Source organism: Pseudomonas sp. P4_B3 (assembly GCF_056402295.1).
The window spans coordinates 269,265-294,911 of sequence record NZ_JBFUHR010000011.1 but is presented as its reverse complement, the minus strand read 5'-3'; the positions used below and the strand labels follow the sequence as shown (position 1 = coordinate 294,911).

The 25,647-nt window shown below is 60.3% G+C and carries 24 protein-coding genes; 16 read left to right on the top strand and 8 right to left on the bottom strand.

All coding sequences use genetic code 11. From position 1 onward, the window contains the following. Positions 1-621: 621 nt before the first annotated feature. Positions 622-2,115, bottom strand: coding sequence for a CoA-acylating methylmalonate-semialdehyde dehydrogenase (locus AC1DWG_RS15695; RefSeq protein ID WP_477787970.1), 1,494 nt, complete (start codon positions 2,113-2,115; stop codon positions 622-624). Positions 2,116-2,191: 76 nt separating this feature from the next. Beyond that, positions 2,192-3,541 (bottom strand): omega-aminotransferase AptA, encoded by a 1,350-nt coding sequence (gene aptA, locus AC1DWG_RS15690; RefSeq protein ID WP_477755393.1) that lies wholly within the window; start codon positions 3,539-3,541, stop codon positions 2,192-2,194. A gap of 138 nt (positions 3,542-3,679) precedes the next feature. Between aptA and AC1DWG_RS15685 the strand changes: the two genes are divergently transcribed. The 6 genes from AC1DWG_RS15685 (at position 3,680) to AC1DWG_RS15660 (ending at position 10,097) form a co-directional block, all read left to right on the top strand. After that, positions 3,680-4,600 carry a LysR family transcriptional regulator gene (locus tag AC1DWG_RS15685; protein ID WP_477763587.1) on the top strand — a complete coding sequence of 307 codons (921 nt, stop codon included), beginning with the start codon at positions 3,680-3,682 and terminating at the stop codon, positions 4,598-4,600. Positions 4,601-4,689: 89 nt separating this feature from the next. Then, positions 4,690-5,340, top strand: coding sequence for a TetR/AcrR family transcriptional regulator (locus AC1DWG_RS15680; RefSeq protein WP_477755395.1), 651 nt, complete (start codon positions 4,690-4,692; stop codon positions 5,338-5,340). Between the two features lie 18 nt (positions 5,341-5,358). Next, the gene (locus AC1DWG_RS15675) at positions 5,359-5,940 is read left to right on the top strand and encodes an IMPACT family protein (RefSeq protein ID WP_477763588.1); all 582 of its coding nucleotides are present in this window, start codon (positions 5,359-5,361) and stop codon (positions 5,938-5,940) included. Between the two features lie 547 nt (positions 5,941-6,487). Then, positions 6,488-8,053 (top strand): ABC transporter ATP-binding protein, encoded by a 1,566-nt coding sequence (locus tag AC1DWG_RS15670; protein ID WP_477763589.1) that lies wholly within the window; start codon positions 6,488-6,490, stop codon positions 8,051-8,053. An 11-nt stretch (positions 8,054-8,064) separates the two neighbouring features. Then, the gene (locus AC1DWG_RS15665) at positions 8,065-9,171 is read left to right on the top strand and encodes an ABC transporter permease (RefSeq protein WP_477763590.1); all 1,107 of its coding nucleotides are present in this window, start codon (positions 8,065-8,067) and stop codon (positions 9,169-9,171) included. Beyond that, positions 9,171-10,097 carry an ABC transporter permease gene (locus AC1DWG_RS15660; protein WP_477755399.1) on the top strand — a complete coding sequence of 309 codons (927 nt, stop codon included), beginning with the start codon at positions 9,171-9,173 and terminating at the stop codon, positions 10,095-10,097. The genes AC1DWG_RS15665 and AC1DWG_RS15660 overlap by 1 nt, the downstream gene beginning before the upstream one ends. A 39-nt stretch (positions 10,098-10,136) precedes the next feature. On the opposite strand, the gene AC1DWG_RS15655 is transcribed toward AC1DWG_RS15660, so the two are convergent. After that, a complete protein-coding gene (locus AC1DWG_RS15655; protein WP_477763592.1) occupies positions 10,137-10,586 on the bottom strand; it encodes a hypothetical protein in 450 nt (149 codons plus the stop codon). 82 nt (positions 10,587-10,668) lie between these two features. Between AC1DWG_RS15655 and AC1DWG_RS15650 the strand changes: the two genes are divergently transcribed. From AC1DWG_RS15650 to AC1DWG_RS15630, 5 genes are all read left to right on the top strand, one after another. Continuing rightward, positions 10,669-11,025 carry a MerR family transcriptional regulator gene (locus AC1DWG_RS15650; protein WP_477756714.1) on the top strand — a complete coding sequence of 119 codons (357 nt, stop codon included), beginning with the start codon at positions 10,669-10,671 and terminating at the stop codon, positions 11,023-11,025. Positions 11,026-11,044: 19 nt separating this feature from the next. After that, entirely contained in the window at positions 11,045-11,734 is a 690-nt protein-coding gene (locus AC1DWG_RS15645) for an SDR family oxidoreductase (RefSeq protein ID WP_477756712.1), read from the top strand. A 247-nt stretch (positions 11,735-11,981) separates the two neighbouring features. Further along, entirely contained in the window at positions 11,982-13,340 is a 1,359-nt protein-coding gene (locus AC1DWG_RS15640; protein WP_477763593.1) for an 8-oxoguanine deaminase, read from the top strand. A gap of 267 nt (positions 13,341-13,607) precedes the next feature. Next, positions 13,608-14,690, top strand: a complete 1,083-nt coding sequence (locus AC1DWG_RS15635) for a BMP family ABC transporter substrate-binding protein (RefSeq protein WP_477763594.1) — start codon at positions 13,608-13,610, stop codon at positions 14,688-14,690. 166 nt (positions 14,691-14,856) lie between these two features. Then, complete coding sequence (locus tag AC1DWG_RS15630) at positions 14,857-15,810, top strand: adenosine deaminase (RefSeq protein ID WP_150727777.1); 954 nt, start codon at positions 14,857-14,859, stop codon at positions 15,808-15,810. A 124-nt stretch (positions 15,811-15,934) separates the two neighbouring features. Here the strand turns inward: AC1DWG_RS15630 and AC1DWG_RS15625 are convergent, their stop codons facing one another. Then, entirely contained in the window at positions 15,935-16,669 is a 735-nt protein-coding gene (locus tag AC1DWG_RS15625; protein WP_477756682.1) for an ArsR/SmtB family transcription factor, read from the bottom strand. Between the two features lie 316 nt (positions 16,670-16,985). Further along, positions 16,986-17,915 carry a LysR family transcriptional regulator gene (locus tag AC1DWG_RS15620; protein WP_477756857.1) on the bottom strand — a complete coding sequence of 310 codons (930 nt, stop codon included), beginning with the start codon at positions 17,913-17,915 and terminating at the stop codon, positions 16,986-16,988. Positions 17,916-18,040: 125 nt separating this feature from the next. On the opposite strand from AC1DWG_RS15620, the gene AC1DWG_RS15615 reads away from it, so the two are divergent. Continuing rightward, positions 18,041-19,054: a zinc-binding alcohol dehydrogenase family protein gene (locus AC1DWG_RS15615; RefSeq protein WP_477760721.1), complete on the top strand. Its 1,014-nt coding sequence runs from the start codon at positions 18,041-18,043 to the stop codon at positions 19,052-19,054. A 251-nt stretch (positions 19,055-19,305) separates the two neighbouring features. Beyond that, positions 19,306-19,479 (top strand): hypothetical protein, encoded by a 174-nt coding sequence (locus tag AC1DWG_RS15610; protein ID WP_007996470.1) that lies wholly within the window; start codon positions 19,306-19,308, stop codon positions 19,477-19,479. A gap of 8 nt (positions 19,480-19,487) precedes the next feature. Here the strand turns inward: AC1DWG_RS15610 and AC1DWG_RS15605 are convergent, their stop codons facing one another. Then, positions 19,488-20,684 carry a multidrug effflux MFS transporter gene (locus AC1DWG_RS15605; RefSeq protein ID WP_477763595.1) on the bottom strand — a complete coding sequence of 399 codons (1,197 nt, stop codon included), beginning with the start codon at positions 20,682-20,684 and terminating at the stop codon, positions 19,488-19,490. 90 nt (positions 20,685-20,774) lie between these two features. Then, a complete protein-coding gene (locus AC1DWG_RS15600) occupies positions 20,775-20,972 on the bottom strand; it encodes a heavy-metal-associated domain-containing protein (RefSeq protein ID WP_477756151.1) in 198 nt (65 codons plus the stop codon). Positions 20,973-21,119: 147 nt separating this feature from the next. Between AC1DWG_RS15600 and AC1DWG_RS15595 the strand changes: the two genes are divergently transcribed. From AC1DWG_RS15595 to cueR, 3 genes are all read left to right on the top strand, one after another. Continuing rightward, positions 21,120-21,503, top strand: coding sequence for a hypothetical protein (locus tag AC1DWG_RS15595; RefSeq protein WP_477763596.1), 384 nt, complete (start codon positions 21,120-21,122; stop codon positions 21,501-21,503). Positions 21,504-21,590: 87 nt separating this feature from the next. Then, positions 21,591-23,984: a heavy metal translocating P-type ATPase gene (locus AC1DWG_RS15590; protein WP_477787969.1), complete on the top strand. Its 2,394-nt coding sequence runs from the start codon at positions 21,591-21,593 to the stop codon at positions 23,982-23,984. Continuing rightward, a complete protein-coding gene (gene cueR, locus AC1DWG_RS15585; RefSeq protein ID WP_477763598.1) occupies positions 23,981-24,379 on the top strand; it encodes a Cu(I)-responsive transcriptional regulator in 399 nt (132 codons plus the stop codon). Before AC1DWG_RS15590 ends, cueR begins: the two co-directional genes overlap by 4 nt. 145 nt (positions 24,380-24,524) lie before the next feature. Here cueR and AC1DWG_RS15580 read toward each other — a convergent pair whose 3' ends face one another. After that, on the bottom strand, positions 24,525-25,418 hold the full coding sequence (locus tag AC1DWG_RS15580; protein WP_477756189.1) for a PA4780 family RIO1-like protein kinase: 894 nt from the start codon (positions 25,416-25,418) through the stop codon (positions 24,525-24,527). Positions 25,419-25,647 lie beyond the last annotated feature (229 nt).

Below are 25,647 nucleotides of genomic sequence, written 5' to 3'. Positions count from 1 at the left end.
GTGTTAGGCCTGCCGCCAGCGTTCAATCTGAGCCATGATCAAACTCTTCAGTTCAAACATCTTTGGGTTTTGAGAAAACCCTAAACTTGGCTCAGCAATCGTTGGTTACATCTTTGATTTCTCGCGGAGTAACTTGTGATGCTGATAATCTGTTGACTAGCAGTCTGACTCCACAAGCACCCACACGAATTGCTTGATTCAGTTGTTAAAGAGCGGTTGGCTAAGATCTTTCGTCTCAACCGAGGCGCGCATTCTACAGCAGCCTCATTTGCTGTCAAGTGGTATTTTTCAGAAGTTTTCAAGGAATCCTTAACAACTTCAACCACTTGCGCTTCAGATCTCTCATCAGCGGGAGGCGAATTCTACAGCGTTACACGCTGCTGTCAACACCTCTTTTTCAACTCCCTTTTGGCTTCGATGACCTGAAGCAACCTGCTGCCGAAAACTGCATAACTCATTGTTTACCAAGGAGTTTTTCGTTTCGACTGCGCCGGAAGTGGGGCGAATTATAGGCTTCCAGAATCTGCCGTCAACAGCTATTTTCACAAAACTGTCATATAGCTAAAAAAGCCCCAAAAACAAAAGGCCGACCCGTTGGGTCGGCCTTCTTTACCCTTCTACTTACAAGCTAGGGAAAGCGAACTGCGAAGCCTCATGGCTCGCACGCTGCGGCCAGCGCTGGGTGATGGCCTTGCGGCGGGTGTAGAAACGTACACCATCCGGGCCATAGGCATGCAGGTCGCCGAACAGCGAACGTTTCCAGCCACCAAAACTGTGGTAAGCCACCGGCACCGGCAGCGGTACGTTGACGCCGACCATGCCGACTTCGATCTCGTCGCAGAACAGGCGCGCCGCTTCCCCGTCACGGGTGAAGATGCAGGTGCCGTTGCCATACTCGTGATCGTTGATCAGTTGCATCGCCTCTTCCAGGCTGTTGACCCGGACGACGCACAATACCGGCCCGAAAATCTCTTCCTTATAGATGCGCATTTCTGGCGTGACGTTGTCGAACAGGCAGCCACCCAGGAAGAAGCCTTCCTCATAACCGGCCACGGTCAGGCCACGACCGTCCACTACCAGTGTCGCGCCAGCTGCTACGCCGTCTTCCACGTAACCGCTGACCTTGTCCCGCGCTTGACCAGTAACCAGAGGGCCCATGTCCAGACCGCAGGAAGTACCGGCACCGATCTTCAGCGCCTGGATTTGCGGAACCAGTTTGGCCACCAGAGCATCGGCAACCTGGTCGCCGACACACACGGCCACGGAGATCGCCATGCAGCGCTCACCGCAAGAGCCGTAAGCCGCGCCCATCAGTGCGCTGACAGCGTTGTCCAGATCTGCATCCGGCATCAGCACCGCATGGTTCTTCGCACCACCCAGGGCCTGAACGCGTTTACCGCGCTTGGTGCCTTCGCTATAGATGTATTCGGCAATCGGGGTCGAACCGACGAAGCTCAGTGCCTTGACTTCCGGCGCTTCGATCAATGCGTCCACTGCAGTCTTGTCACCGTGCACCACGCTCAGTACGCCTTTGGGCAAACCAGCTTCCAGCAGCAACTGGGCAATCAGCAGCGTCGAGCTCGGATCACGCTCGGACGGTTTGAGGATGAAGCAGTTGCCGCAGACGATGGCCAGCGGGTACATCCACAGCGGCACCATGGCCGGGAAGTTGAACGGCGTGATACCGGCCACCACGCCCAGTGGCTGGAAGTCCGACCATGCATCGATGTTCGGGCCGACGTTGCGGCTGTATTCGCCCTTGAGGATTTCCGGCGCCGCGCAAGCGAACTCGACGTTCTCGATACCGCGCTTAAGTTCACCAGCGGCGTCTTCCAGGGTCTTGCCGTGTTCTTCGCTGATCAATTGCGAGATGCGCGCTTCGTTCTGTTCCAGCAGTTGCTTGAAGCGGAACATCACTTGGGCCCGCTTGGCCGGTGGCGTGTTGCGCCAGGCCGGGAATGCAGCCTTGGCGGCGTCGATGGCGCTCTGGATGGTTTCGCGGGTCGCCAGCGGCAACTTGTGAATAGCCTGGCCGGTAGACGGGTTGAACACATCAACCGCGCGACCGTTCTCAGTCACCAGTTCGCCATTGATCAAATGCGGAATAACGCTCATGGAAGCTCCTGAAAAGTTGTCCACAGGCGTCCGTTTCGGGACGCCTGTTGTTTGAATACATATATAGAGGGAGAAATCAGTCGATCTTGCTCAGCACTTCGCCGACCGCGTCGAACAGGCGATCCAGGTCCTGCGGCTTGCTGTTGAAGGTTGGGCCGAACTGCAGGGTGTCGCCGCCGAAGCGCACGTAGAACCCGGCTTTCCACAGCGCCATGCCGGCTTCGAACGGACGCACGATCGCATCGCCGTCACGAGGGGCGATCTGGATCGCGCCAGCCAGGCCGAAGTTGCGGATGTCGATGATGTTCTTGGTGCCTTTGAGGCCGTGCAGCGCATTTTCGAAATGCGGTGCGACTTCAGCCACGCTCTGCACCAGGTTTTCCTTTTGCAGCAGGTCGAGTGCTGCCAGGCCCGCGGCGCAAGCCACCGGATGCGCGGAATAGGTGTAGCCATGGGGGAATTCAACCGCGTATTCAGGCGTCGGCTGATTCATGAAGGTCTGGTAGATCTCGGAGCTGGCAATCACCGCGCCCATCGGGATCGCACCGTTGGTGACTTGCTTGGCGATGCACATCAGGTCCGGGGTCACGCCGAAGGTGGTGGCGCCGAACATGGTGCCGGTACGGCCGAAACCGGTGATCACTTCGTCGAACACCAGCAGGATGTTGTGCTGGTCGCAGATTTCACGCAGACGCTTGAGGTAACCCTGTGGTGGAACCAGCACGCCAGCGGAACCGGCCAATGGCTCGACGAAGACCGCCGCGATGTTCGACGCATCGTGCAGTTCGATCAGCTTCAACAGTTCGTCAGCCAGGGCGATACCACCCTGCTCCGGCATGCCACGGGAATAAGCGTTGCTTGCCAGCAAAGTGTGCGGCAGGTGGTCGACGTCCATCATCGCCTGACCGAACAGCTTGCGGTTGCCGTTCACGCCGCCGAGGCTGGTGCCGGCGATGTTCACACCGTGGTAACCACGGGCACGGCCGATCATTTTGGTCTTGGTCGACTGGCCCTTCAGGCGCCAGTAAGCACGGACCATCTTCACAGCGGTGTCAGCACACTCGGAGCCCGAGTCGGTGAAGAACACGTGGTTCAGGTTGCCCGGGGTCAGGTCGGTGATTTTCTCAGCCAGCTGGAAGGACAACGGATGGCCGTACTGGAAACCTGGCGAGTAGTCGAGGGTGCCCAATTGCTTGGAGACCGCTTCCTGGATTTCCTTGCGGGTGTGCCCGGCGCCACAGGTCCACAGACCGGACAGCGAGTCATATACCTTGCGGCCCTTGTCGTCGATCAGCCAGCTGCCTTCGGCGCCAACGATCAGGCGCGGGTCGCGCTGGAAGTTACGGTTGGCGGTGTAAGGCATCCAGTGAGCATCGAGCTTGAGCTGGCTGGCCAGGGAAGTCGGGGCGTTTTCAGGCTGGTTCATGGGCGTAACCTCGCAAGGCAATAAGCGGCGTAAGGATTGAAAACCGTTGTTGCAGCTAAATTGCCACGGGGATAAAGTCGGTGAAATCCAACTTTTCTAATGTTCAGTCAGCCAACCACTAAACTTTGAGTAACCCGCATGAGCACTCGCCGTCCCGATCCGCTGGCCCAGGTCAGCGACTTTGATATCCGCCTGCTGAGGATTTTCCGCAGCGTGGTGGAATGCGGCGGCTTCTCTGCGGCGGAAACCGTGCTGGGCATCGGTCGCTCAGCGATCAGCCAGCAGATGAGCGATCTGGAGCAACGCCTCGGTTTACGCCTGTGCCAACGGGGACGTGCCGGGTTTTCCCTGACCGAAGAAGGCCGCGAGGTCTATCAATCGGTGCTGCAACTGTTAAGTGCGCTGGAAAGCTTCCGCACCGAGGTCAATGGCCTGCACCAGCACTTGCGCGGCGAGTTGATCATTGGCTTGACGGACAACCTGGTCACCCTGCCCCACATGCGCATCACCCATGCCCTCGCGCAATTGAAAGAGCGCGGCCCGGACGTGCAGATCCAGATCCGCATGATCGCGCCCAATGAGGTCGAACAAGGCGTGCTTGACGGTCGCCTGCACGTCGGCGTGGTGCCGCAGGCCAGTGCGCTCTCGGGGCTCGAGTATCAACCGCTGTATAGCGAGCGATCGCTGTTGTACTGCGCGGTCGGCCATCCGCTGTTTTATGTCGATGACAAGCAACTGGACGACGAACGCCTGAACAGTCAGGACGCCATCGCACCCACCTTCCGTTTGCCAGCGGAGATCCAGGCTCACTACCAGGCGCTCAATTGCACCGCCAGTGCCTCGGACCGCGAAGGCATGGCGTTCCTTATCCTGACCGGGCGCTACATCGGTTACCTGCCGGATCACTACGCGAGTCTTTGGGTGCAGCAAGGTCGGTTGCGCGCGTTGAAAGCGAAAACGCGCTTCTATGACCTCAGCCTGGCGTCGGTTACACGCAAGGGGCGTCGCCCGCATCTGGTGCTGGAGAGTTTTCTCGAGAGCCTGGCCGCGACGCGTTAATGATCCTTGCGCCACATAAGGACTTGTCTGAATCCGGTGGGTACGCTATCAACGCACTGGCCGTCCCACCCATCAGTTCGGAAATGCTTATGACCTTTGAAGTCCCAGCCCACGGCGGCAAACCCGTCAGCCGCATTCGTCAGAAAAACGAAGAGACCATCATCAAAGCCGCCGAAGACGAGTTCGCCCGTCACGGGTACAAAGGCACGAGCATGAACACCATCGCCCAGAATGCCGGGTTGCCCAAGGCAAACCTGCATTACTACTTCACCAACAAACTCGGTTTGTACGTGGCGGTGCTAAGCAACATCATCGAGTTGTGGGACAGCACCTTCAACACCCTCACCGCCGAAGACGATCCGAGCGAAGCATTGACTCGTTACATCCGCGCGAAAATGGAGTTCTCCCGACGCCAGCCACAAGCCTCGCGGATTTTCGCCATGGAAGTCATCAGTGGCGGTGAATGCCTGACCGAGTACTTCAACCAGGATTATCGCGCCTGGTTTCAGGGCCGTGCGGGCGTGTTCCAGGCGTGGATCGACGCCGGTAAAATGGACCTGGTCGATCCGGTGCACCTGATCTTCCTGTTGTGGGGCAGCACCCAGCATTACGCCGATTTCGCCACGCAGATCTGCCGCGTAACCGGGCGCACCAGGTTGACTAAACAGGACATGGAAGACGCCGGGGACAACCTGATCCGCATCATTCTCAAGGGCTGCGGCCTGCAACCTGCCATTTAAGTAGCCATTCAGGTACGTATGCCTTTTACCCTCAGCGGTTTTTACGAATACCGCGAAGAGATTCGCAAGAGCCGCTTCATTACCTTCGCCGCGCCAGTCTCCAGCCCGGCCGAGGCCCAGGCGTTCATTGAACAGCACAGTGACTTGAATGCCTCGCACAACTGCTGGGCGTGGAAACTCGGCGATCAGTATCGCAGCACTGATGATGGCGAGCCCGGCGGTACGGCCGGCCGGCCGATGCTAGCGGCGATCGAAGCGCAGGATTGCGATCAGGTCGCGGTACTGGTGATTCGCTGGTATGGCGGCATCCAACTGGGCACCGGTGGGCTCGCCCGGGCCTATGGCGGTGGTGCAAATAAATGCCTGCAAGCGGCGCCAAAGATTGAGCTGATCAGCCGGGTGCCGCTGCGTTGCGCTTGCGGATTTGCCGAGTTGGCCCTGGTCAAGCTGCGGGTGGCGGAGGCAGGTGGATTGGTTGTGGATGAAACCTTCACCGCCAATGGTGTCGAGTTGCAATTGGCTGTGGGCGATGCGCAGATCGACACCTTGCAGTCACAACTGGCCGATTTGAGTCGCGGACGCATTTTGTTACAGCGCTAAAAGGCTTCCGCACAGGCTGCAATTTTTTGGGGCACGCCGCTTTTCCACTTATTCCATATTTGCCCACATCTGCTGTGCACCCGGCTGTGGATAACCTGAGCACATACGGCTGTAACCCTTGTGTCATACGGCTTTGCGAACTTTGTTCAATTTTCGTCCAATCCGCCATCAAGCAAATCAAATACAAATAAAAACAAACAGTTACGACGGTTTATCGCCTTTAGAAGAAAGCCACTCAGTGCTTATGCCCGTGCTTTGAGCTTGCGCACAAATACTGTGGAGCAATCTGTGGATAACCCGTTCATGGCCGTCTCGGCGCCCTGCACGGTATGGCTTGTGGTCAGTTGCTCATTTTTTGAGCAAAAGCGCACGAGCAAAATCAGGGCTTGATTTGCACCATTGCCCCCATGTGGTGCCGGGCTCTGCGTGGCACATTTGAAAGCTGCGTACTCAACGCCTCGGCTCACAGGACTTCGAAGTTTTCCTGACCAAGTGGCCAGAAAATTGCTTTATCCACAGGCACAAGTCCAACAGCACCGAGCCTGTCATGCCCAATCCCGCTCCAATTCCTGATCCGATTCCGCGCCTGCAACTGCGCAAAATCACAAAACGCTACCCCGGTTGCCTGGCCAACGACGCCATCGACCTGTCCATTGCCCCTGGCGAGATCCATGCCCTGCTCGGCGAAAACGGCGCGGGCAAAAGCACGCTGATGAAAATCATCTACGGCGTCACCCACGCCGATTCGGGCGAGGTGATCTGGCAAGGTCAGCAGGTGAGCCTGCGCAACCCGGCCCAGGCGCGCGGTCTGGGAATCGGCATGGTGTTCCAGCATTTTTCGCTGTTCGAAGCCCTGAGCGTGGCGCAGAACATTGCCCTGGCCATGGGCGCGGCGGCAGGCACACCCAAACAGCTTGAGCCGAAGATTCGCGAAGTGTCCCGCCGCTACGGCATGGCGCTGGAACCGGAGCGACTTGTCCACAGCCTGTCGATCGGTGAACGGCAAAGGGTGGAAATCATTCGTTGCCTGATGCAGGACATCCGCCTGTTGATTCTCGATGAACCGACTTCGGTGCTGACGCCGCAAGAGACCGACGACTTGTTCGTCACCCTGCGCCGGCTCGCTGCCGACGGCAGCAGCATTTTGTTCATCAGCCACAAGCTCGGGGAAGTCCGCGCGTTGTGCCACAGCGCAACAGTTTTACGAGGCGGTCGGGTGGCCGGGCATTGCGTGCCGGCCGAGTGTTCGGATCAGCAACTGGCGCGCTTGATGGTCGGTGAAGCAGCGGAGTTGATCGCAGACTATCCGAAGGTTACTGGAGGTGATGCGTTCCTTGATGTCCGTGGCTTGTCCTGGCACAACCCGGACCCGTTCGGCTGCTCGCTTGCCAACATCGACCTTGAAGTGCGCGGCGGTGAAATTGTCGGCATCGCCGGTGTCGCCGGCAATGGCCAGGATGAGTTGCTGGCCTTGCTCAGTGGCGAAGCACTGCTGCCCCGCAACGCCAGCGCGACGATCCGATTTGGCCAGGAGCCAGTCGCCCATTTGCGTCCCGATGCTCGCCGCCAACTCGGCCTGGCGTTCGTCCCCGCCGAACGCTTGGGTCATGGCGCGGTGCCGGAGCTGAGCCTAGCGGACAACACGCTGCTGACCGCTTTCCAGCAGGGATTGGTGAGTAACGGCCTGATTCAGCGCGGCAAAGTCGAAGCACTGGCCGAGGAAATCATCCACCGTTTCGGCGTCAAGACACCCGATAGCCAGGTGTCGGCCCGCAGCCTGTCCGGAGGCAATTTGCAAAAATTCATCCTCGGCCGGGAAATCCTTCAGCAACCGAAACTGCTGGTGGCCGCGCATCCAACCTGGGGTGTGGATGTCGGCGCCGCCGCCACCATTCATCGCGCCTTGATTGCCTTGCGCGATGCCGGCGCGGCGATCCTGGTGATGTCCGAAGACCTCGACGAACTGTTCCAGATCAGCGACCGCCTCGGYGCCTTGTGCGGCGGTCGGCTGTCGGCGCTCCACGCCACAGTGGATACGCGCCTGAGCGATGTCGGCGGCTGGATGGCCGGCCAGTTCGGTGCCCCTCAATCACTCGCATCCGCCACGCGCTAACGGAGTGTCACATGCTGCTTTCTCTTGAACCCCGTGGCCAGCAATCGCGCCTGATGCTGTGGTGCTCGCCGTTGCTGGCGGCGGTCCTGACCCTGGGCTGTGGATCACTGTTTTTTATCGCGCTCGGGCACGACCCGCTACTGACCTTGCACACGCTGCTTATCGCACCGGTCAGCGACCTGTACGGCGTCTCTGAACTGTTGGTCAAAGCCCTGCCGATTCTGCTCTGCGCCCTGGGCCTGGCCGTCGCGTATCAGGCGCGTATCTGGAACATCGGTGCCGAAGGTCAACTGCTGCTCGGCGCGTTGGCCGGCAGTGCGCTGGCGGTGAACATCATCGATATGCAAAGCCGCTGGGCGCTGGTGCTGATCCTGCTCACAGGCACCCTGGCGGGTGCCGCGTGGGCCGGCCTGACGGCGTGGTTGCGCACGCGCTTCAACGCCAATGAGATCCTGACCAGCATCATGCTCAACTACATCGCACTGAACCTGTTGCTGTTCTGCGTTCACGGCCCTTTGAAGGATCCCGCCGGGTTCAACTTCCCCGAGTCAGCGATGTTCGGTGACGCCAGCCGCATGCCGCTGTTGATGGAGGATGGCCGGGTGCATGCCGGGGTGTATTTCGCCCTGCTCGCGTTGGTGGCGGTCTGGGTGTTGTTGCAAAAAAGCTTTGTCGGTTTTCAGATCAAAGTGCTCGGGCTGGACAAACGTGCCGCCGGTTTTGTCGGCTTTCGCGAGAAGCGCCTGATCTGGCTCGCGCTGTTGATCAGCGGTGGCCTGGCTGGGCTGGCGGGTGTGTGCGAAGTCACCGGCCCCATCGGCCAGCTGGTGCCGCAGGTCTCGCCGGGCTACGGCTATGCGGCGATCACCGTGGCGTTTCTCGGCCGCCTGAATCCTGTCGGCATCCTGTTTTCCAGCCTGTTGATGGCGCTGCTGTACATCGGCGGCGAAAGCGCACAAATGAGCCTGAACCTGCCGCAAGCGATTACCCAATTGTTCCAGGGCATGATGCTGTTTTTCCTGCTGGCCAGTGATGTGCTGATTCTCTACCGACCGCGCTTGAACCTGCGCTGGACCCGTCGCGCCCAAGCCACCGCCGCACAAGCAGGAGCGCTGTGATGGATATCGATCTGCTGAGCAATATTTTCTACGCCATGGTCCGCTGCGGTACGCCGTTGCTGCTGGTGGCGCTGGGGGAACTGATCTGCGAGAAAAGCGGCGTCCTCAACCTGGGCCAGGAAGGCATGATGCTGTTTGGCGCGGTGATCGGTTTCATCGTCGCGTTCAACACCGCAAACCTGTGGCTCGGCGTGTTGCTGGCGATGCTTGCCGGGATACTGTTGTCGTCTCTCTTTGCCTTGGTGGCTCTGGTGTTCAACGCCAATCAGGTGGCCACCGGGCTAGCCCTGACGATTTTCGGTGTGGGCCTGTCGACCTTTGTCGGTGCGGCGTGGGTCGGCAAACCGCTGGCGGGTTTCGAGCCGATGGCGATTCCGTATTTGAGTGAGCTCCCGCTGATCGGACGGATGCTGTTTGCCCAGGATCTGCTGGTGTATCTGTCGTTCGCGTTGTTTGCATTGGTGGCCTGGGTGATTCTGAAAAGCCGCATCGGGCTGATCATTCAAGCGGTCGGCGAAAATCCCGACGCCGCCAGCGCCATGGGCTTGCCGGTTTTGGTTGTACGCACGTTGGCGGTGTTGTTCGGCGGCGCAATGGCAGGGTTGGCCGGGGCTTATCTGTCCCTGGCGTACACGCCGATGTGGGCGGAGAACATGAGCGCCGGGCGCGGCTGGATTGCCCTGGCGCTGGTGGTGTTCGCCAGTTGGCGGGTGTGGCGCCTGCTGCTCGGCGCGTACCTGTTCGGGCTCGCCAGCATCCTGCACCTGGTGGCGCAGGGGTTGGGGCTGGCGATTGCGTCCAGTCTGCTGGCGATGCTGCCGTATGTCGCGACCATTGTGGTGTTGGTGCTGTTGTCCCGGGATGCGCTGCGGACACGGTTGTATGCGCCGGTGTCGTTGGGGCAGCCGTGGCAGGCTGGGCATTAGTGGTTGTTTGGGCGGACGCCATCGCGAGCAGGCTCGCTCCTACATAATCGCGTCTTGAGCAATTATTGTGTCTGACGCAAACCCTGCTCGCGATGGCGTCCGCACAGGCAACACCTGAGCCACGCCCCACGCCAATTCAAACACCAGAAAAACCACCAGCAGCGAACTCGCGCCATGGATCAGGGCATAGGCCTGCCAGGCCGAGAACAGGAATCTGCCCACGGCGTCATACCGCCCATAAACCTGCTGCGGATCACGAATCCGCAGCACCGACCATACGCAGACAATCGACCCCAGCAGATTCGCCATCAACATGTGCGCCGGTTCGAACGGTGGCAGCTCACCGGGCAAACTCAACGCCTGACTCACGCCCATCAAAAACCCATGCAACGCTGCAAAACTCCACGGCGTGACAAACGCGAGCATCACGATCAAGTCATACCAGGCACTACCTTGCACCAACCGGCGATATTGCGTTGTAGTCCACATCGACATTGCTCCATCAATTCAGGGAGCAACAAGGCTAAAGCCTGGAGTATGCTCCAGGGTCAAGCCCCCTCGAGACGTCATGATGCGTATCGGTGAATTAGCCCAGGCCAGCGCCGTCAGTCGCGACACGCTACGCTTTTACGAGCAGCGCGGATTGATCGCGGCGCAACGCAGCGCCAACGGGTATCGCGACTATCCGCCAGACATGGTGCAACTGGTGCAGTACATCAAGACCGCACAACGGCTGGGCTTTACCCTCGGCGAGATCGGCAACAGCGTCGCTGCAATCTGGCAGTCGCCCGATCCGGACAGCGCCGTCACGCAACTGCTGCAAGACAAACTCAAACTGATCGAAGCCCGCATGGCCGAACTCGGCGCGCTGCGCGGCGAGTTGCAACAACGGCTCGGGCAACAGTGTCCATTGAATCCACGATCCTGAACTTTCAAGGAAGCCACTCATGTCCAAGGCAAAAACCGCACTCATCATCGGCGCCTCCCGGGGGCTTGGCCTCGGGCTGGTTAAAACCCTGTTGGCCGATGGCTGGCAAGTCACCGCCACCGTGCGCGATCCGCAAAAAGCCGAAGCCTTGCAGGCCCTGGGCAAGGTGCGGATCGAAAAGCTCGACATGGACGATCAGCAAGCGGTGTCCACCCTGAGCCAGCAACTCAAGAGCGAAGTGTTTGACCTGTTGTTCGTCAATGCCGGGGTCAAGGGACCGGAGGTGCAGACGCCGAACGGTGGCGCGACAATGGCCGACGTCGGTCAGCTGTTTTTCACCAACGCCGTGGCGCCGCTCAACCTGGCCCAGCGCTTTGTCGAGCAACTGCGCCCGGACACCGGCGTGCTGGCATTCATGAGCTCAGTGCTGGGCAGCGTGACCATGCCCGATGCGCCGGAGCTGGCGTTGTACAAGGCCAGCAAGGCGGCGTTGAATTCCATGACCAACAGCTTCGTCACTCAGTTGGGCGAAACCAGACTCACCGTGCTGTCGCTGCACCCGGGCTGGGTGAAAACCGACATGGGGGGTGACGGCGCGGACATCGACGTGGAAACCAGCACCCGTGGTCTGGTGGATCAGGTGAATGCGTATGTCGGCCAGGGCGGGCATCATTTCATCAACTACCGGGGTGAAACCATTCCCTGGTAAACGCCATCCTTACTGTAGAAGCGAGCTTGCTCGCGATGGTGTGTCAGCCGACAGCTATGTAGCTGATACTCCATCGCGAGCAAGCTCGCTCCTACAGGGGTTACTCTTCGTCTGGTCGGGTCGGGCTTGCCCGCCAGAGCGTTTTGATCGACACTGCGCACCTCGCCTCCCCGGCGAACCTGGATCAGCAGACAGGGCAACACTGAGCTGGCAACCCTGAACCCAACTTTCAGAGGAGCCGGCCAACATGCCTGCGACCCGTACCTGGTTAAAAAATCCCCTCGCCATTTTCACGGCCAACGGTCTCGATGCCCGTGGCGGTCTGGTGCTGCAAGACGGTTTGATCGTCGAAGTGCTCGGCGCCGGTCAACAACCGTCCGCACCGTGCAACGAAGTGTTCGATGCCCGCGAGCATGTGATCCTGCCGGGCCTGATCAACACCCATCACCACTTCTATCAAACCCTGACCCGCGCCTGGGCGCCGGTGGTCAATCAGCCGCTGTTCCCCTGGCTGAAAACCCTGTACCCAGTCTGGGCACGCCTGACGCCGGAAAAACTCGCCCTCGCCACCAAGGTCGCGTTGGCTGAATTGCTGCTGTCCGGTTGCACCACTGCCGCCGACCATCACTACCTGTTCCCGGAAGGTCTGGAAAACGCGATCGACGTACAAGTTGAAAGCGTTCGCGAGCTGGGCATGCGTGCCATGCTGACCCGCGGTTCCATGAGCCTCGGTGAAAAGGATGGTGGCCTGCCGCCGCAACAAACCGTGCAGGAAGGCGAAGTGATCCTCGCCGATAGCCAGCGGCTGATCGCCGAGTACCACGAACGTGGTGACGGCGCGCAAATCCAGATCGCCCTGGCACCGTGCTCGCCGTTTTCGGTGACACCGGAAATCATGTCGGCCAGTGCCGAACTGGCGAACAAACTCGACGTGCGCCTGCACACCCACCTGGCAGAAACCCTCGACGAAGAAGATTTCTGCCTGCAACGCTTCGGCCTGCGCACCGTGGATTATCTGGACAGCGTAGGCTGGCTCGGCCCGCGTACCTGGCTGGCCCATGGCATCCATTTCAACCCGGATGAAATCGCCCGTCTCGGCGCTGCCGGGACAGGCATCTGCCATTGCCCAAGCTCAAACATGCGCCTGGCCTCGGGCATTTGCCCGAGCATCGATCTGACCGATGCTGGTGCCTTGCTTGGTTTGGGCGTGGACGGTTCGGCGTCCAACGATGCCTCGAACATGATGCTCGAAGCGCGTCAGGCCCTGTACATCCAACGCTTGCGCTACGGCGCCGAGAAAATCACCCCGGAGCGCGTATTGGGTTGGGCGACCAAGGGTTCGGCGAGCCTGCTGGGCCGTACCGATATCGGCGAATTGGCGGTGGGCAAGCAGGCGGACCTGGCGATGTTCAAGCTCGATGAGCTGCGCTTCTCCGGCAGCCATGATCCGGTCTCGGCGTTGCTGCTGTGTGGTGCCGATCGCGCGGATCGAGTGATGGTCGGCGGCAAGTGGCGGGTGATCGATGGGCAGGTCGAGGGGCTGGATCTGAAGGGGTTGATTGCTGAACACAGCCAGGCGGCGCGGCAGTTGATCGCCGGGACCTGAAACAACACCGATTAAAACTGTGGGAGCGAGCCTGCTAGCTCCCACATTGGTTTTGTGGAGGGTCAAGGCCATCTGGATTGGCGCACCAGTGGGTGGCAGCAGTGCAAGGGCATGCACTTTTATCGGACTTCAAAGACCCATCGCGAGCCAGCTCGCGATGTCATCACCGCGGATTCATGTTTTGTTGTCTTGTTGGTCAGCAATTTGCATTGCTCTGTGCAAGCCCGAGAGCCCAGCCAACCTCACAACAAAATGGAGTTCCAATTCATGCACAACCGTCCGTTGAAGAAGCTGCTTTGCGCCGTTGCGGCGGCCATCGGTCTGAGCGCCGGTCTGACCGTCAGTGCCAACGAACCGCTGAAAGTCGGCTTCGTCTATATCGGTCCGATCGGTGACCACGGCTGGACGTATCAGCATGAACAGGGGCGCAAGGAACTGGCAGAAAAATTCGGTGCGCAGATCACCACCAACTACGTGGAAAACGTCGCCGAAGGCGCCGACGCCGAGCGGGTGATCCGCAACATGGCCAAGGACAAATACGACCTGATCTTCACTACCTCCTTCGGCTACATGAACCCGACGGTGAAAGTTGCCAAACAGTTTCCCAAGGTGACCTTCGAACACGCCACCGGCTACAAGCAGGACAAGAACCTCGGCACTTACCTGGCGCGCACTTATGAGGGCCGCTACGTCGGCGGCTTCCTTGCGGCGAAGATGACCAAGACCAAAAAAGTCGGCTACGTCGCCTCGTTCCCGATCCCGGAAGTGATCCGCGACATCAACGCCATCCAGCTGGCCCTGAACAAGTACAACCCCGGCACCGAGATCAAGGTGGTGTGGGTAAACTCATGGTTCGATCCGGGCAAGGAAGCGGATGCCGCCAACGCGTTGATCGATCAGGGTGTGGATGTGGTGTTCCAGCACACCGACAGCCCCGCCCCGATCCAGGCCGCCGAACGTCGCGGTGTGTATGCGGTGGGCTACGCTTCGGACATGGCGCACTTCGGACCGAAAGCGGTGCTGACCTCCATCGTCAATGACTGGGGCCCGCACTACATTCAGGCGACCCAAAGCGTGATCGACCATGACTGGAAATCCCTGGACTACTGGGGCGGTTTGAAAGAAGGCACCGTTGAGCTGCCGATCAGCGATCTGGTGCCGGCGACGGTGAAGAGCGAAGCCGAGCAGCTCATCGCCGACATCAAGAGCGGTGCGCTGCAACTGTTCACCGGGCCAATCAAGGATCAGGCCGGGGTCGAAAAAATCCCGGCGGGCGCGAGCGCGACCACGGCGCAACTGGCTTCGATGAATTACTACGTGGAAGGCATGAAGGCCGAGATGCCGAAGTAATTCCCGGCCACCACTTGCGCCGAGTTCCTGCTCTCGCGTTTCGCCGATACCTACGCTTATCGACGGGAACTGAAAGCGGTGTGATGAACCGCCTGGTCAGGTTTTACCAATTGTTGCGGCAACCCTCTGTAGAATGGCGACCATTGCACCTGATGAGAAAAGAATTATGTACGACTGGCTGAACGCCCTGCCCAAGGCAGAATTGCACCTGCACCTGGAAGGCTCGCTGGAACCCGAACTGTTGTTCGCCCTGGCCGAGCGCAACAAGATTGCCCTGCCATGGAACGACGTCGAAACCTTGCGCAAGGCGTATGCCTTCAACAACCTGCAGGAGTTCCTCGACCTGTATTACCGGGGTGCCGATGTGCTGCGCACGTCCCAGGATTTCTACGACCTGACCTGGGCGTACCTGCTGCGCTGTAAAGAGCAGAACGTGATTCACACCGAACCGTTCTTCGACCCGCAGACCCATACCGACCGTGGCATCCCGTTCGAAGTGGTGCTCAACGGTATCGCCGCTGCGCTGAAGGATGGCGAGCAGCAACTGGGTATCACCAGTGGATTGATCCTGAGTTTCCTGCGCCATCTGAGCGAAGACCAAGCGCAGAAAACCCTCGACCAGGCGCTGCCGTTCCGCGATGCGTTCGTCGCCGTGGGCCTGGACAGCTCCGAGATGGGCCACCCGCCGAGCAAGTTCCAGCGCGTGTTCGACCGCGCCCGTCACGAAGGCTTCCTGACCGTAGCCCACGCCGGCGAAGAAGGCCCGCCCGAGTACATCTGGGAAGCCATCGACCTGCTGAAAATCCAGCGCATCGACCATGGCGTGCGCGCCATCGAAGACGAACGCCTGATGCAGCGAATCATCGACGAGCAGATCCCGCTGACCGTATGCCCGTTGTCGAACACCAAGCTTTGCGTGTTCGATCACATGTCACAGCACAACATTCTCGACATGCTGGAGCGCGGCGTAAAAGTGACCGTGAACTCCGATGACCCGGCGTACTTCGGTGGCTATGTCACCGAGAACTTCCATGCGCTGCACACCCACCTGGGCATGACTCAGGATCAGGCCAAACGCCTGGCGCAGAACAGCCTCGATGCGCGGCTGGTGAAACCCTAGGCAGCACCGCAAATCCAACTGTAGGAGCTGGCTTGCCAGCGAAGGCGCCCCCCCACTCAACCATGATGCTGAATGTGGCGCCGTCTTCGCTGGCAAACCAGCTCCTACAGATTGGGGTAAGGTTTTAAAGCGCCATTTCCAGTTCGGTTTCCTGGGCAAAGCGATGGATCTCGCGTTGGCCGGAGGCCGTCACCTGCAAGGCTCGGGAATCGTTGGGCAGGCTCAACCACCCCGACTGCATGAACAGCTGCAACAATGCCGCGCCCAGCGAGCCGCCCATGTGCGGGCGTCTTTCGCTCCAGTCAGGGCATGCGCAGGCAACCCTGCCGTTGTGATGGGCCAGCGCCTGGATGAACACTCCCCGTGCCGCCAACCCCGTCGCGCCCTTGAGCGTGACCGTGACCCGCTGATCAAACTGTTCGATCCAGCCTGCCTCCAGCAGTCGCTGATACAGATCGGCGGACAGGGTGCCCCCCAAGTGATCGTCGCACAGTCGGGCACTCAGCAATGACGAACGCACCGCCCGGGGTTTGACGAGAGGCGCATTGCGCTTGAATACGTCCGGAATACCCTGGGGTGCGCTGGCGAAGGTCGCGCTGGCCAGTGCTTCGATTGCCGCCCCGACCTCGGGCGCGGCCAGACGGAAGAAGCGTTTGCGGCCGCGGCTTTCAACCTTGAGCAGACCTCCAGCGGACAAACGTCCCAGGTGTGCACTGGCCGAAGACGGTGACAGGCCAGCCAGCAATGCCAACTCTTCGGTTGCTCGCGCCGAACCATCCATCAAGGCCCACATCATTGCGCTGCGCTTTGGGTCAGCCAGCAATGTGGCGATCTGGCTGATGCAAGGTGCATGTTCCATGTATTCACTCCCTGTTGAATCGTTTCGTTTACTGCCCAGAAACATCTTGACCAGTAATGTGTCGTCGGCCAATCCGTGGAGACTGTCATAAACCCGGCGACGCCTTGCTCACTCATTTGCGCTGCCTGGCCGACGCTGCGAAGGCCAGAAGGATGACCGTGCAGCCGGACCGACTCGAACGTGGACCCGCCATTGGGGGATCGACGCTACCTACATGATGAGGGCGCTAGTATATGCGGGTTGGTCGCGGGATCCTGTACTCCGCCCGGCATAGGTGGTGATCGTTCCTGAGAGAAATTTCTCTTTTTTCGTGCGACTAATGATCGATATCCGAAAAACCTGGAAATTGACTGCTCAAAAGTTCACATCGGCTGACAAGCATTTCACGCAAGAGATTCACCGGCTTACTCAATTGCGCGCGATGGGCGCACAATAGATTCAGCGGGGCGCGCTCACAGAGCAGTTCCGGCATCAGCACCTTCAAGCGGCCGGCCAGTACATCGGCGGCCACATCGAGCCAGGACTTGTAAGCGATCCCGGCACCTGCCACGGCCCAAAGGCGCACGACATCGGCATCGTCACTGAAGCGATCGCCGCTGACGGTCAGGCTGACTTCACGTTTGCCGTCGTGAAAACTCCAGTGGTCGTGGACCCGGCTGCCGAGCATGTACAACAGGCAATTGTGCTGTGCCAGTTGCTCCAGATGCCGCGGCTCGCCATGCCGAGCCAGATAGCCGGGAGCGGCGCACAACACCCGGCGGTTCTGCGGGGCGATGGGCAGCGCTACCAGGCTGGAGTCCTCCGGTTCACCGTAGCGCAGGGCAATGTCTACCGGTTGGCGAAACAGATCGGCGATGCGGTCCCCCAGCAGCAGGCGCACGGTGAGTTTCGGATGCTCGCGTTGAAACTCGTCGAGCCAGGGCAGCAGCAGGTTGCGGCCAAAGTCCGATGGCGCCGACAGTTGCAGAACCCCGCTGACCTGGTCCTGACCACTGGCCAGCAATCGCCGGCCCTCGTCTAGATTGCTCAGGGCCGCGCGAGCGTATTCGAGAAAGCCCTCGCCTTCGGCGGTCAAGCGCAGGCTGCGGGTCGAACGGGCCAACAAACGGGCGCCGAGTTGCTGTTCGATGCGCTTGAGCGCCGCACTGGCCACGGCTGCCGACATGTCCATGCCCCGTGCGGCGGCGGACAGACTGCCCAGGTCCGCCGCCCGGACAAACAACTGCAAGTCATCGAAACGCAGCATCAAGAGCACCGATTATCAAAAAAATATTGAAAGAGACTGCTCTTTTAGCCGGTTTTATCTTCGGGAGAAATAGCCAATCATCTGCCCCATCGAATCTCTTCTCTATTAGTGTTCAGGAGCCGCCCATGAAAGCCATTGCCTACTACGCCTCTTTGCCGATCAGTGACGACAAAGCTCTGCAAGACATCGAATTGCCGGACCCGGTTGCCGGTCCCCGCGACTTGCTGGTAGAAGTCAAAGCCATCTCGGTCAACCCGGTGGACACCAAGGTGCGCCAGAACGTCCAGCCCGAAGGTGGCGCGGCCAAGGTGTTGGGTTGGGATGTGGCCGGTGTGGTCAAGGCGGTGGGCAGTGAGGTGACGCTGTTCCAGGCCGGCGACAAGGTGTATTACGCCGGTTCCATCGCGCGTGCGGGCGGCAACAGCGAGTTGCATGTGGTGGACGAGCGCATCGTCGGCCACATGCCAAAGACCCTTGGTTTCGCCGAGGCCGCGGCCCTGCCACTCACCGCGATCACGGCGTGGGAACTGTTGTTCGAGCGCCTGCAAGTGCGCGAAGGCAAAACCGACGAAGGCCAGAGCCTGTTGATCGTCGGCGCGGCGGGTGGCGTGGGCTCGATGCTTACGCAGCTCGCTCATCAACTGACGGCCCTGAAAGTCATCGGCAGTGCTTCACGTGCGCAGACCCAAAGCTGGGTGAAGGAACTGGGAGCCGATCTGGTGATCGACCATAGCCAGCCACTGAGCGAAGCACTCAAGCATGCCGGTGTGGATCAGGTCACCCATGTCGCCAGCCTGACCCAGACCGATCAGCACCTGGACCAACTGGTCGAGGCATTGGCGCCCCAAGGCAAGCTGGCGCTGATCGATGACCCCAAGTCGCTGGACGTGACCAAGCTCAAGCGCAAGAGCCTGTCACTGCACTGGGAGTTCATGTACACCCGTTCGCTGTTTGAAACCGCGGACATGATCGAGCAGCACAACCTGCTCAATCGCGTCGCCTGGCTGATCGATGCCGGGACCCTGAAAACCACGGTGGGCGGACACTTCGGCACGATCAATGCAGCCAATTTGCGCCGTGCCCATGCCCTGCTGGAGAGTGGCAAAGCCAAGGGCAAGATTGTGCTGGAAGGGTTCTGAGGCGCTGAAAAAAACCATCGCTGATTTCATCGCCTTCTGCGTTTTTTCGTCTGCGACCGGGACGTCCCGGTCGCAGACGACCCCTGTGGGCGCCATCAAAAAGCCTTGTTTTTTTTAGTTACAAACCGTCAGTCCGACAGTTGACCCTTGTCACAATGGTGCTCGTATTCAGGACTACAATCGAATCTCCTGCGAGGCAGCCTTTTACGAGACATCTTTTACGAGACATCCTTTACGAGAGGAGTTCAGCTATGAAGATCCTGATAAAAGAACTGGCAAAGTCCCAGTGGCAAGTTCGCTTAGACCAACATGCTGTGACGTTCCGCAGCGAAGCAGAAGCTCGCGCTTTCACCCGTACTCTTGAAGCCCGCATCCAGGCCCCTCACCCCATTCCCGTCCTCCACCCGCAGCGTGCAGCCGGCTGACTCCGGCCTCAAACCTGGGCTTGCGCCAGCGCCCGGGCATTTTGCAAGCGCCGGGTGAGCATCGCCGCGCTCACCACCAGAATTCCACACAGGCTGATGACCATGGCCATCGGCACGGCGCTACCGTCGTGCAGCACGCCCACCAGCGCAGAGGCACCGGCAGCCACGCTGAATTGCAGGCAGCCGAGCAGCGCCGACGCGCTGCCGGCCCGTCCGCCCTGCCCGCTCATCGCGCAGGCCGCGGCGTTGGGACTGATGCAACCGAGGCTGGCGATACAGATGAACAATGGAATCAGCAGCGGCCACAGGTGTGCCGGGTGCAGGGCGCTGACAGCGAGCAGGGTCAAGCCGGCCGCCAGATAAACCCACACCGCGCGCGCCAGCAAGAACATCGGGCCACGTTTGGCCAGTAACCGCGCATTGACCTGCGCCACCAGAATGAAACCCGCCGCATTGGTGCCGAACAGCCAGCCGAAATGCTCGGCTGGAACGCCGTAGAGCTTGATGATGATGAAGGGTGAGCCGGCGATGTAGGCAAACATCCCGGCGATGGCGATGCCCCCGGTCAAGGCATGGCCAAGAAATATCGGGTCAGCCAGCAACCGGCCGTACTGACGCAGCGCACCCGACAACGGTTGACGCGGTATGTGGGCTGGCATGCTTTCCGGCAATCCCGTCGCAACCGCGAGCCCCGCCAGCGCACTGAAAGCGGTCAAGGCCAGGAAGATCGACTGCCAGCCTGTCGTGTTGACCAGCAACCCACCCAGCAATGGCGCGAGGATGGGGGCAAGCCCCATCACCAGCATCAGTTGCGAAAAGACTTTCGCCGAACCCACCGCATCACACTTGTCGCTGACCACCGCCCGGGAAATCACCATCCCCGCGCAGCCGCCCAGCGCCTGGACGAAACGCGCGCCGATCAGCCATTCCAGATTCGGCGCATAGGCGCACGCCACGGAGGCAACGGTGAACAGGCCGACACCGGTGAGCAACGGAATGCGTCGCCCGAAACGATCCGCCACCGGACCATAGGCCAACTGACCGATGGACAAGCCAAGGAAGTACGCCGCCAACGTCATCTGAACGTGATTTTCGTCCGTCCCGAAAGCCAGAGCCATGGCCGGGAAGGCCGGTAGATAGAAGTCGATCGCCAGCGGACCGAAAGCGCTCAAGGCGCCAAGTATCAGAATGGTACGCAAGTTCATCAGGCATCCAGTGGGGCAGAAGTCGGCAGCCCGACAGTCTAGCCGCACATGGACGCCTTGAACATTCCGGTAGCTCGCTAACTATCAAATTCAGACCAGTTTGATGCCGTAACCCTCTTCGCTGATCGCCTCGATCACTTGCTGGGCGGTCAGCGCACTTTCGACACCGACCTCCCTGGCCGCCAGATCAACCCGCACACTGGCCGCCGGGTCTTTGGCCTGGACCGCCTGAGTGATGGCCTTGACGCAGTGACCACAAGACATGCCTTCAACGTTGAACACTTGCATGGGATGACTCCTTTTCCGAGGTTGAACCCAGTTTTGAGCTTGCCACCATGGCAAGGTCAAGTTCTGAAGCTAGCTGCCGGGCTGGCAATCGGCGCGACGCTCGGCCAAGCTGCGTCCATCAATGACTCGAACTCAGGAGATTCAGCCATGCGCTGGTCAGTTTTCAGCCTGTTTGGTTTTCTCAGCCTTTTCGCCGCCGTGCCTTCGGCCAATGCTGCCGGTCAGGATTATGGCGTGCTGATCATTTCCCGCGAGCGCCTGGAAGTCGCGACCAGTTGCGAAATCGGTGTGTACATCCAGGATCAATTGGCGGCGCGGCTGTTTCAGGAGCAAAGCACCTCGTTCAACCTGCCGCCCGGCATCGTCTCGCTGCGCCTGAAACTGCTGCCGGGCCAGGTCCCGGGTTGCAATCCGGGCATGCTCGCGCCGGGTTCGCAGGATATCCAGCTCAAGGCTGGCGATGTGCTCAAGTACCGGATCGCGATGACGCAGGAAGGGATGTCCCTCAAACGGGCCGGTCTCGGTTATTGATCGGTGACTTGATCTGAAACATGGCACTTGACCTTGCCAGCATGGCAAGGTTGATCCTGTGGTCATCTACTACAGGGAGTGCGACCGATGTCCGAATCCACCACGTTCGACCTGCCGATTGCCGGTATGACCTGCGCCAGTTGCGCCGGACGGGTCGAGCGCGCCTTGAGCAAAGTCATTGGCGCCAGTGCCGTCAGCGTCAACCTCGCCACTGAACAGGCGCGGGTGCAGGCACCCAGCGACAGCTTGCCTGCCTTGATGGATGCCGTAGCCAAGGCCGGCTACAGCGTGCCGCAGCACAGCCTGGAACTGAGCATCGACGGCATGACCTGCGCATCCTGCGTCGGTCGGGTCGAGCGTGCGCTGGGCAAGGTTGCGGGCGTGAAAAGCGTCAGCGTCAACCTGGCCAACGAACGCGCCCACCTTGAACTGCTCGGCCAGATCGATCCGCAAACCTTGATCGCCGCAGTGACCAAGGCTGGCTATAGCGCCAGCATCTGGGAAGTCGAACACCCGTCGACCGACAACCAGCAACAACGCCTGCATCGCGAACGCCAGGTCTTGATCATCGCCATTGCCCTCGCCTTGCCACTGGTATTGCCGATGCTGCTACAACCCTTCGGCGTGCACTGGATGCTCCCGGCCTGGGTGCAATTTGCCTTGGCCACGCCGGTGCAATTCATCTTCGGCGCACGGTTTTACGTCGCCGCGTGGAAAGCCGTGCGCGCCGGGGCCGGCAACATGGACCTGCTGGTTGCCCTGGGCACCAGCGCCGGGTATGGCTTGAGCCTGTACGAATGGGCCACCGCCGCCGGGCGCATGCCGCATCTGTATTTCGAAGCTTCGGCGGTGGTGATCGCCCTGGTGCTGCTGGGCAAGTACCTGGAAAGCCGCGCCAAGCGCCAGACCGCCAGCGCCATCCGTGCCCTCGAAGCCTTGCGCCCGGAACGGGCGATTCGGGTGATCGATGGCCACGAGCAAGACGTCGCCATCAGCACCCTGCGCCTCAATGACCTGGTGATGGTCAAACCCGGCGAACGCTTCCCGGTGGACGGCGAAGTGGTTGAAGGCCAGAGCCATGCCGACGAAGCTCTGATCAGCGGCGAGAGCCTGCCGGTGCCCAAGCAACCCGGCGACAAAGTCACCGGTGGCGCGATCAACGGTGAAGGCCGGTTGCTGGTGCGTACCCAGGCCCTCGGTGCGGAAACCGTGCTGGCGCGGATCATCCGTCTGGTAGAAGACGCCCAGGCCGCAAAAGCACCGATCCAGAAACTGGTGGATAAAGTCAGCCAGGTGTTCGTGCCCACCGTGCTGCTGATTGCCCTGGCGACCCTGATCGGCTGGTGGCTGTATGGCGCGCCGATGGAATCCGCGCTGATCAATGCCGTGGCGGTGCTGGTGATCGCCTGTCCGTGCGCCCTGGGCCTGGCCACGCCGACGGCGATCATGGCCGGCACCGGCGTGGCGGCTCGCTACGGGATTCTGATCAAGGACGCCGAAGCACTGGAGAGTGCCCATGAAGTCAGCGCTGTGGTGTTTGACAAGACCGGTACCCTGACCTCCGGCGCCCCACGCATTGCTCATCTGAGCGCCATCGACGGTGATGAGGCGAGCCTGCTGCAACTGGCCGGCGCCCTGCAACGCGGCAGTGAGCATCCGCTGGCCAAGGCTGTTCTGGATGCCTGTACCGAGCGTGGATTGAAGGTGGCCGATGTCGGCGACAGCCAGTCCCTGACCGGCCGCGGCATCGCTGGCAACCTCGAAGGGCGTCGCCTGGCGCTGGGCAATCGGCGTCTGCTGGAGGAAAGCGGCTTGAATGCCGGGTCGTTGGCCGACTCGGCAATCGCGTGGGAAAATGAAGGCCGGACCTTGTCCTGGCTGATCGAACAATCCCCAAAACCGCAGGTGCTGGGCCTGTTCGCCTTCGGTGACACCCTCAAGCCCGGCGCGCTGCAGGCGGTACAACAACTGAGCGCACGGAACATCAGTAGCCATCTGCTGACCGGCGACAATCGCGGCAGCGCCAACGTGGTGGCCGAGGCACTGGGCATCCACGATGTGCACGCCGAAGTGCTGCCGGCGGACAAAGCCGCCACAGTCGCTGCACTGAAACAAACCGGGGTGGTGGCGATGGTCGGCGATGGTATCAACGACGCCCCGGCACTGGCCGCCGCCGACATCGGCATCGCCATGGGCGGCGGCACCGACATCGCCATGCACGCGGCCGGCATCACCCTGATGCGCGGCGATCCGCGGCTGGTGCCGGCAGCACTGGAGATCAGCCGCAAGACCTACGCCAAGATTCGCCAAAACCTGTTCTGGGCCTTCGTCTATAACCTGATCGGCATTCCGCTGGCGGCGTTCGGCTTCCTCAATCCAGTGCTGGCCGGTGCGGCGATGGCATTGTCGAGCGTCAGCGTGGTGAGCAATGCGTTACTGTTGAAAACCTGGAAACCCAAGGACCTGGAGGATAACCGATGAACATCGGCCAAGCGGCCCGCCACAGCGGCCTGAGCGCAAAGATGATCCGTTATTACGAATCCATCGGCCTGCTCAAGGCGGCCCATCGCACCGACAGCGGTTATCGGGTGTACGGCGATGACGACCTGCACACGCTGGCGTTCATCAAGCGCTCGCGGGACCTGGGGTTTTCCCTGGAAGAAGTCGGCAAGTTGCTGACCCTCTGGCAAGACCGCCAGCGCGCCAGCGCCGATGTGAAAGCGTTGGCCCGCCAGCACATCGATGAGTTGAACCAGAAGATCCGCGAGCTGGGTCAGTTGCGCGACACCTTGCAGGACCTGGTTGAGCACTGTCAGGGCGATCATCGGCCGGATTGCCCGATCCTGAAGAATCTGGAATCGGGGTGTTGCCCCTGATCACAAATCACCCTGTAGGAGCTGCCGCAGGCTGCGATCTCTTGATCTTGCTTCTAAAAAAACAAAATCAAGAGATCGCAGCCTTCGGCAGCTCCTACAGAGGCGCACAAAAAACCCGGCCGAAGCCGGGTTTTGCTTTAACCGATCACTGCATCCAGGGCGGAGGCGGTTCTTCGGTCTTGCCCGGCGGCGCATCGTCCGCCGCGCGCACGGCTTGCTTGCGCTCTTCATCCAGGCGCGCGGCCTCGATCTCGCGCATGATTCCGCCCACGTCGGCCAGCTCTTCCGTGTCGGCGAACTCGCCGGTCAGGACACTGGCCGGGTGCAAGGTGCCAGCTTCGTACAAGGCCCACATTTCCTTGGCGTACTTGGTCTTCTTCAACTCCGGCGCAAACCGCCCGAAGTAGGACGCCATGTTGCCCACATCGCGCTCCAGCATGCTGAACGCGTGGTTGTTGCCCGCCGCGTCCACTGCTTGCGGCAGGTCGATGATCACCGGGCCGGTCGGCGTCAGCAGCACGTTGAACTCGGACAAGTCGCCGTGCACCAGACCGGTACACAGCATCAGCACGATCTGGGAAATCAGATACGCGTGATACTCGCGGGCCTGGTCCGGCTCCAGCACCACATCGTTCAGACGCGGCGCGGCATCGCCGTATTCGTCGGCCACCAGCTCCATCAGCAGTACGCCTTCGAGGAAGTCGTACGGCTTGGGCACCCGCACACCGGCATTGGCCAGGCGGAACAGCGCCGCCACTTCGGCGTTCTGCCAAGCGTCTTCGGTTTCCTTGCGGCCAAACTTCGAGCCCTTGGCCATCGCACGGGCCTGACGGCTGTTGCGCACCTTGCGGCCTTCCTGGTATTCGGCCGCCTGACGGAAACTGCGTTTATTCGCCTCCTTGTAGACCTTCGCGCAACGTAACTGGTTACCGCAGCGCACCACATAAACAGCTGCTTCTTTACCACTCATGAGTGGGCGCAGCACCTCGTCGACCAGACCGTCCTCGATCAGGGGTTCAATGCGTTTTGGAGTCTTCATCAGCTTTTATTGTGGGTCCTTTATTACCAAACACGCGAAAGTCATTCGTTATACGGCAATCCACCCACGGGGGGGAGGGGTTACCGACTTATGAGTATTGCACAAGCGCACAATGTGCCGATTTCATCAGGAAAAACCGACGACCGTCACGGCTCGCTCCAGATCATAGCCGAGCCTGCGTCACTTGTTGTGCAAGGGTATTGAGGGCAATAGCGACAGGAGCTGACAT

Bases quoted from the DNA above. Each gene is read 5' to 3' on its own strand.
- AC1DWG_RS15695 (WP_477787970.1), bottom strand. From the start codon at position 2,115: ATGAGCGTTATTCCGCATTTGATCAATGGCGAACTGGTGACTGAGAAC.
- aptA (WP_477755393.1), bottom strand. From the start codon at position 3,541: ATGAACCAGCCTGAAAACGCCCCGACTTCCCTGGCCAGCCAGCTCAAG.
- AC1DWG_RS15685 (WP_477763587.1), top strand. From the start codon at position 3,680: ATGAGCACTCGCCGTCCCGATCCGCTGGCCCAGGTCAGCGACTTTGAT.
- AC1DWG_RS15680 (WP_477755395.1), top strand. From the start codon at position 4,690: ATGACCTTTGAAGTCCCAGCCCACGGCGGCAAACCCGTCAGCCGCATT.
- AC1DWG_RS15675 (WP_477763588.1), top strand. From the start codon at position 5,359: ATGCCTTTTACCCTCAGCGGTTTTTACGAATACCGCGAAGAGATTCGC.
- AC1DWG_RS15665 (WP_477763590.1), top strand. From the start codon at position 8,065: ATGCTGCTTTCTCTTGAACCCCGTGGCCAGCAATCGCGCCTGATGCTG.
- AC1DWG_RS15660 (WP_477755399.1), top strand. From the start codon at position 9,171: ATGGATATCGATCTGCTGAGCAATATTTTCTACGCCATGGTCCGCTGC.
- AC1DWG_RS15655 (WP_477763592.1), bottom strand. From the start codon at position 10,586: ATGTGGACTACAACGCAATATCGCCGGTTGGTGCAAGGTAGTGCCTGG.
- AC1DWG_RS15650 (WP_477756714.1), top strand. From the start codon at position 10,669: ATGCGTATCGGTGAATTAGCCCAGGCCAGCGCCGTCAGTCGCGACACG.
- AC1DWG_RS15645 (WP_477756712.1), top strand. From the start codon at position 11,045: ATGTCCAAGGCAAAAACCGCACTCATCATCGGCGCCTCCCGGGGGCTT.
- AC1DWG_RS15640 (WP_477763593.1), top strand. From the start codon at position 11,982: ATGCCTGCGACCCGTACCTGGTTAAAAAATCCCCTCGCCATTTTCACG.
- AC1DWG_RS15635 (WP_477763594.1), top strand. From the start codon at position 13,608: ATGCACAACCGTCCGTTGAAGAAGCTGCTTTGCGCCGTTGCGGCGGCC.
- AC1DWG_RS15630 (WP_150727777.1), top strand. From the start codon at position 14,857: ATGTACGACTGGCTGAACGCCCTGCCCAAGGCAGAATTGCACCTGCAC.
- AC1DWG_RS15625 (WP_477756682.1), bottom strand. From the start codon at position 16,669: ATGGAACATGCACCTTGCATCAGCCAGATCGCCACATTGCTGGCTGAC.
- AC1DWG_RS15620 (WP_477756857.1), bottom strand. From the start codon at position 17,915: ATGCTGCGTTTCGATGACTTGCAGTTGTTTGTCCGGGCGGCGGACCTG.
- AC1DWG_RS15615 (WP_477760721.1), top strand. From the start codon at position 18,041: ATGAAAGCCATTGCCTACTACGCCTCTTTGCCGATCAGTGACGACAAA.
- AC1DWG_RS15610 (WP_007996470.1), top strand. From the start codon at position 19,306: ATGAAGATCCTGATAAAAGAACTGGCAAAGTCCCAGTGGCAAGTTCGC.
- AC1DWG_RS15605 (WP_477763595.1), bottom strand. From the start codon at position 20,684: ATGAACTTGCGTACCATTCTGATACTTGGCGCCTTGAGCGCTTTCGGT.
- AC1DWG_RS15600 (WP_477756151.1), bottom strand. From the start codon at position 20,972: ATGCAAGTGTTCAACGTTGAAGGCATGTCTTGTGGTCACTGCGTCAAG.
- AC1DWG_RS15595 (WP_477763596.1), top strand. From the start codon at position 21,120: ATGCGCTGGTCAGTTTTCAGCCTGTTTGGTTTTCTCAGCCTTTTCGCC.
- AC1DWG_RS15590 (WP_477787969.1), top strand. From the start codon at position 21,591: ATGTCCGAATCCACCACGTTCGACCTGCCGATTGCCGGTATGACCTGC.
- cueR (WP_477763598.1), top strand. From the start codon at position 23,981: ATGAACATCGGCCAAGCGGCCCGCCACAGCGGCCTGAGCGCAAAGATG.
- AC1DWG_RS15580 (WP_477756189.1), bottom strand. From the start codon at position 25,418: ATGAAGACTCCAAAACGCATTGAACCCCTGATCGAGGACGGTCTGGTC.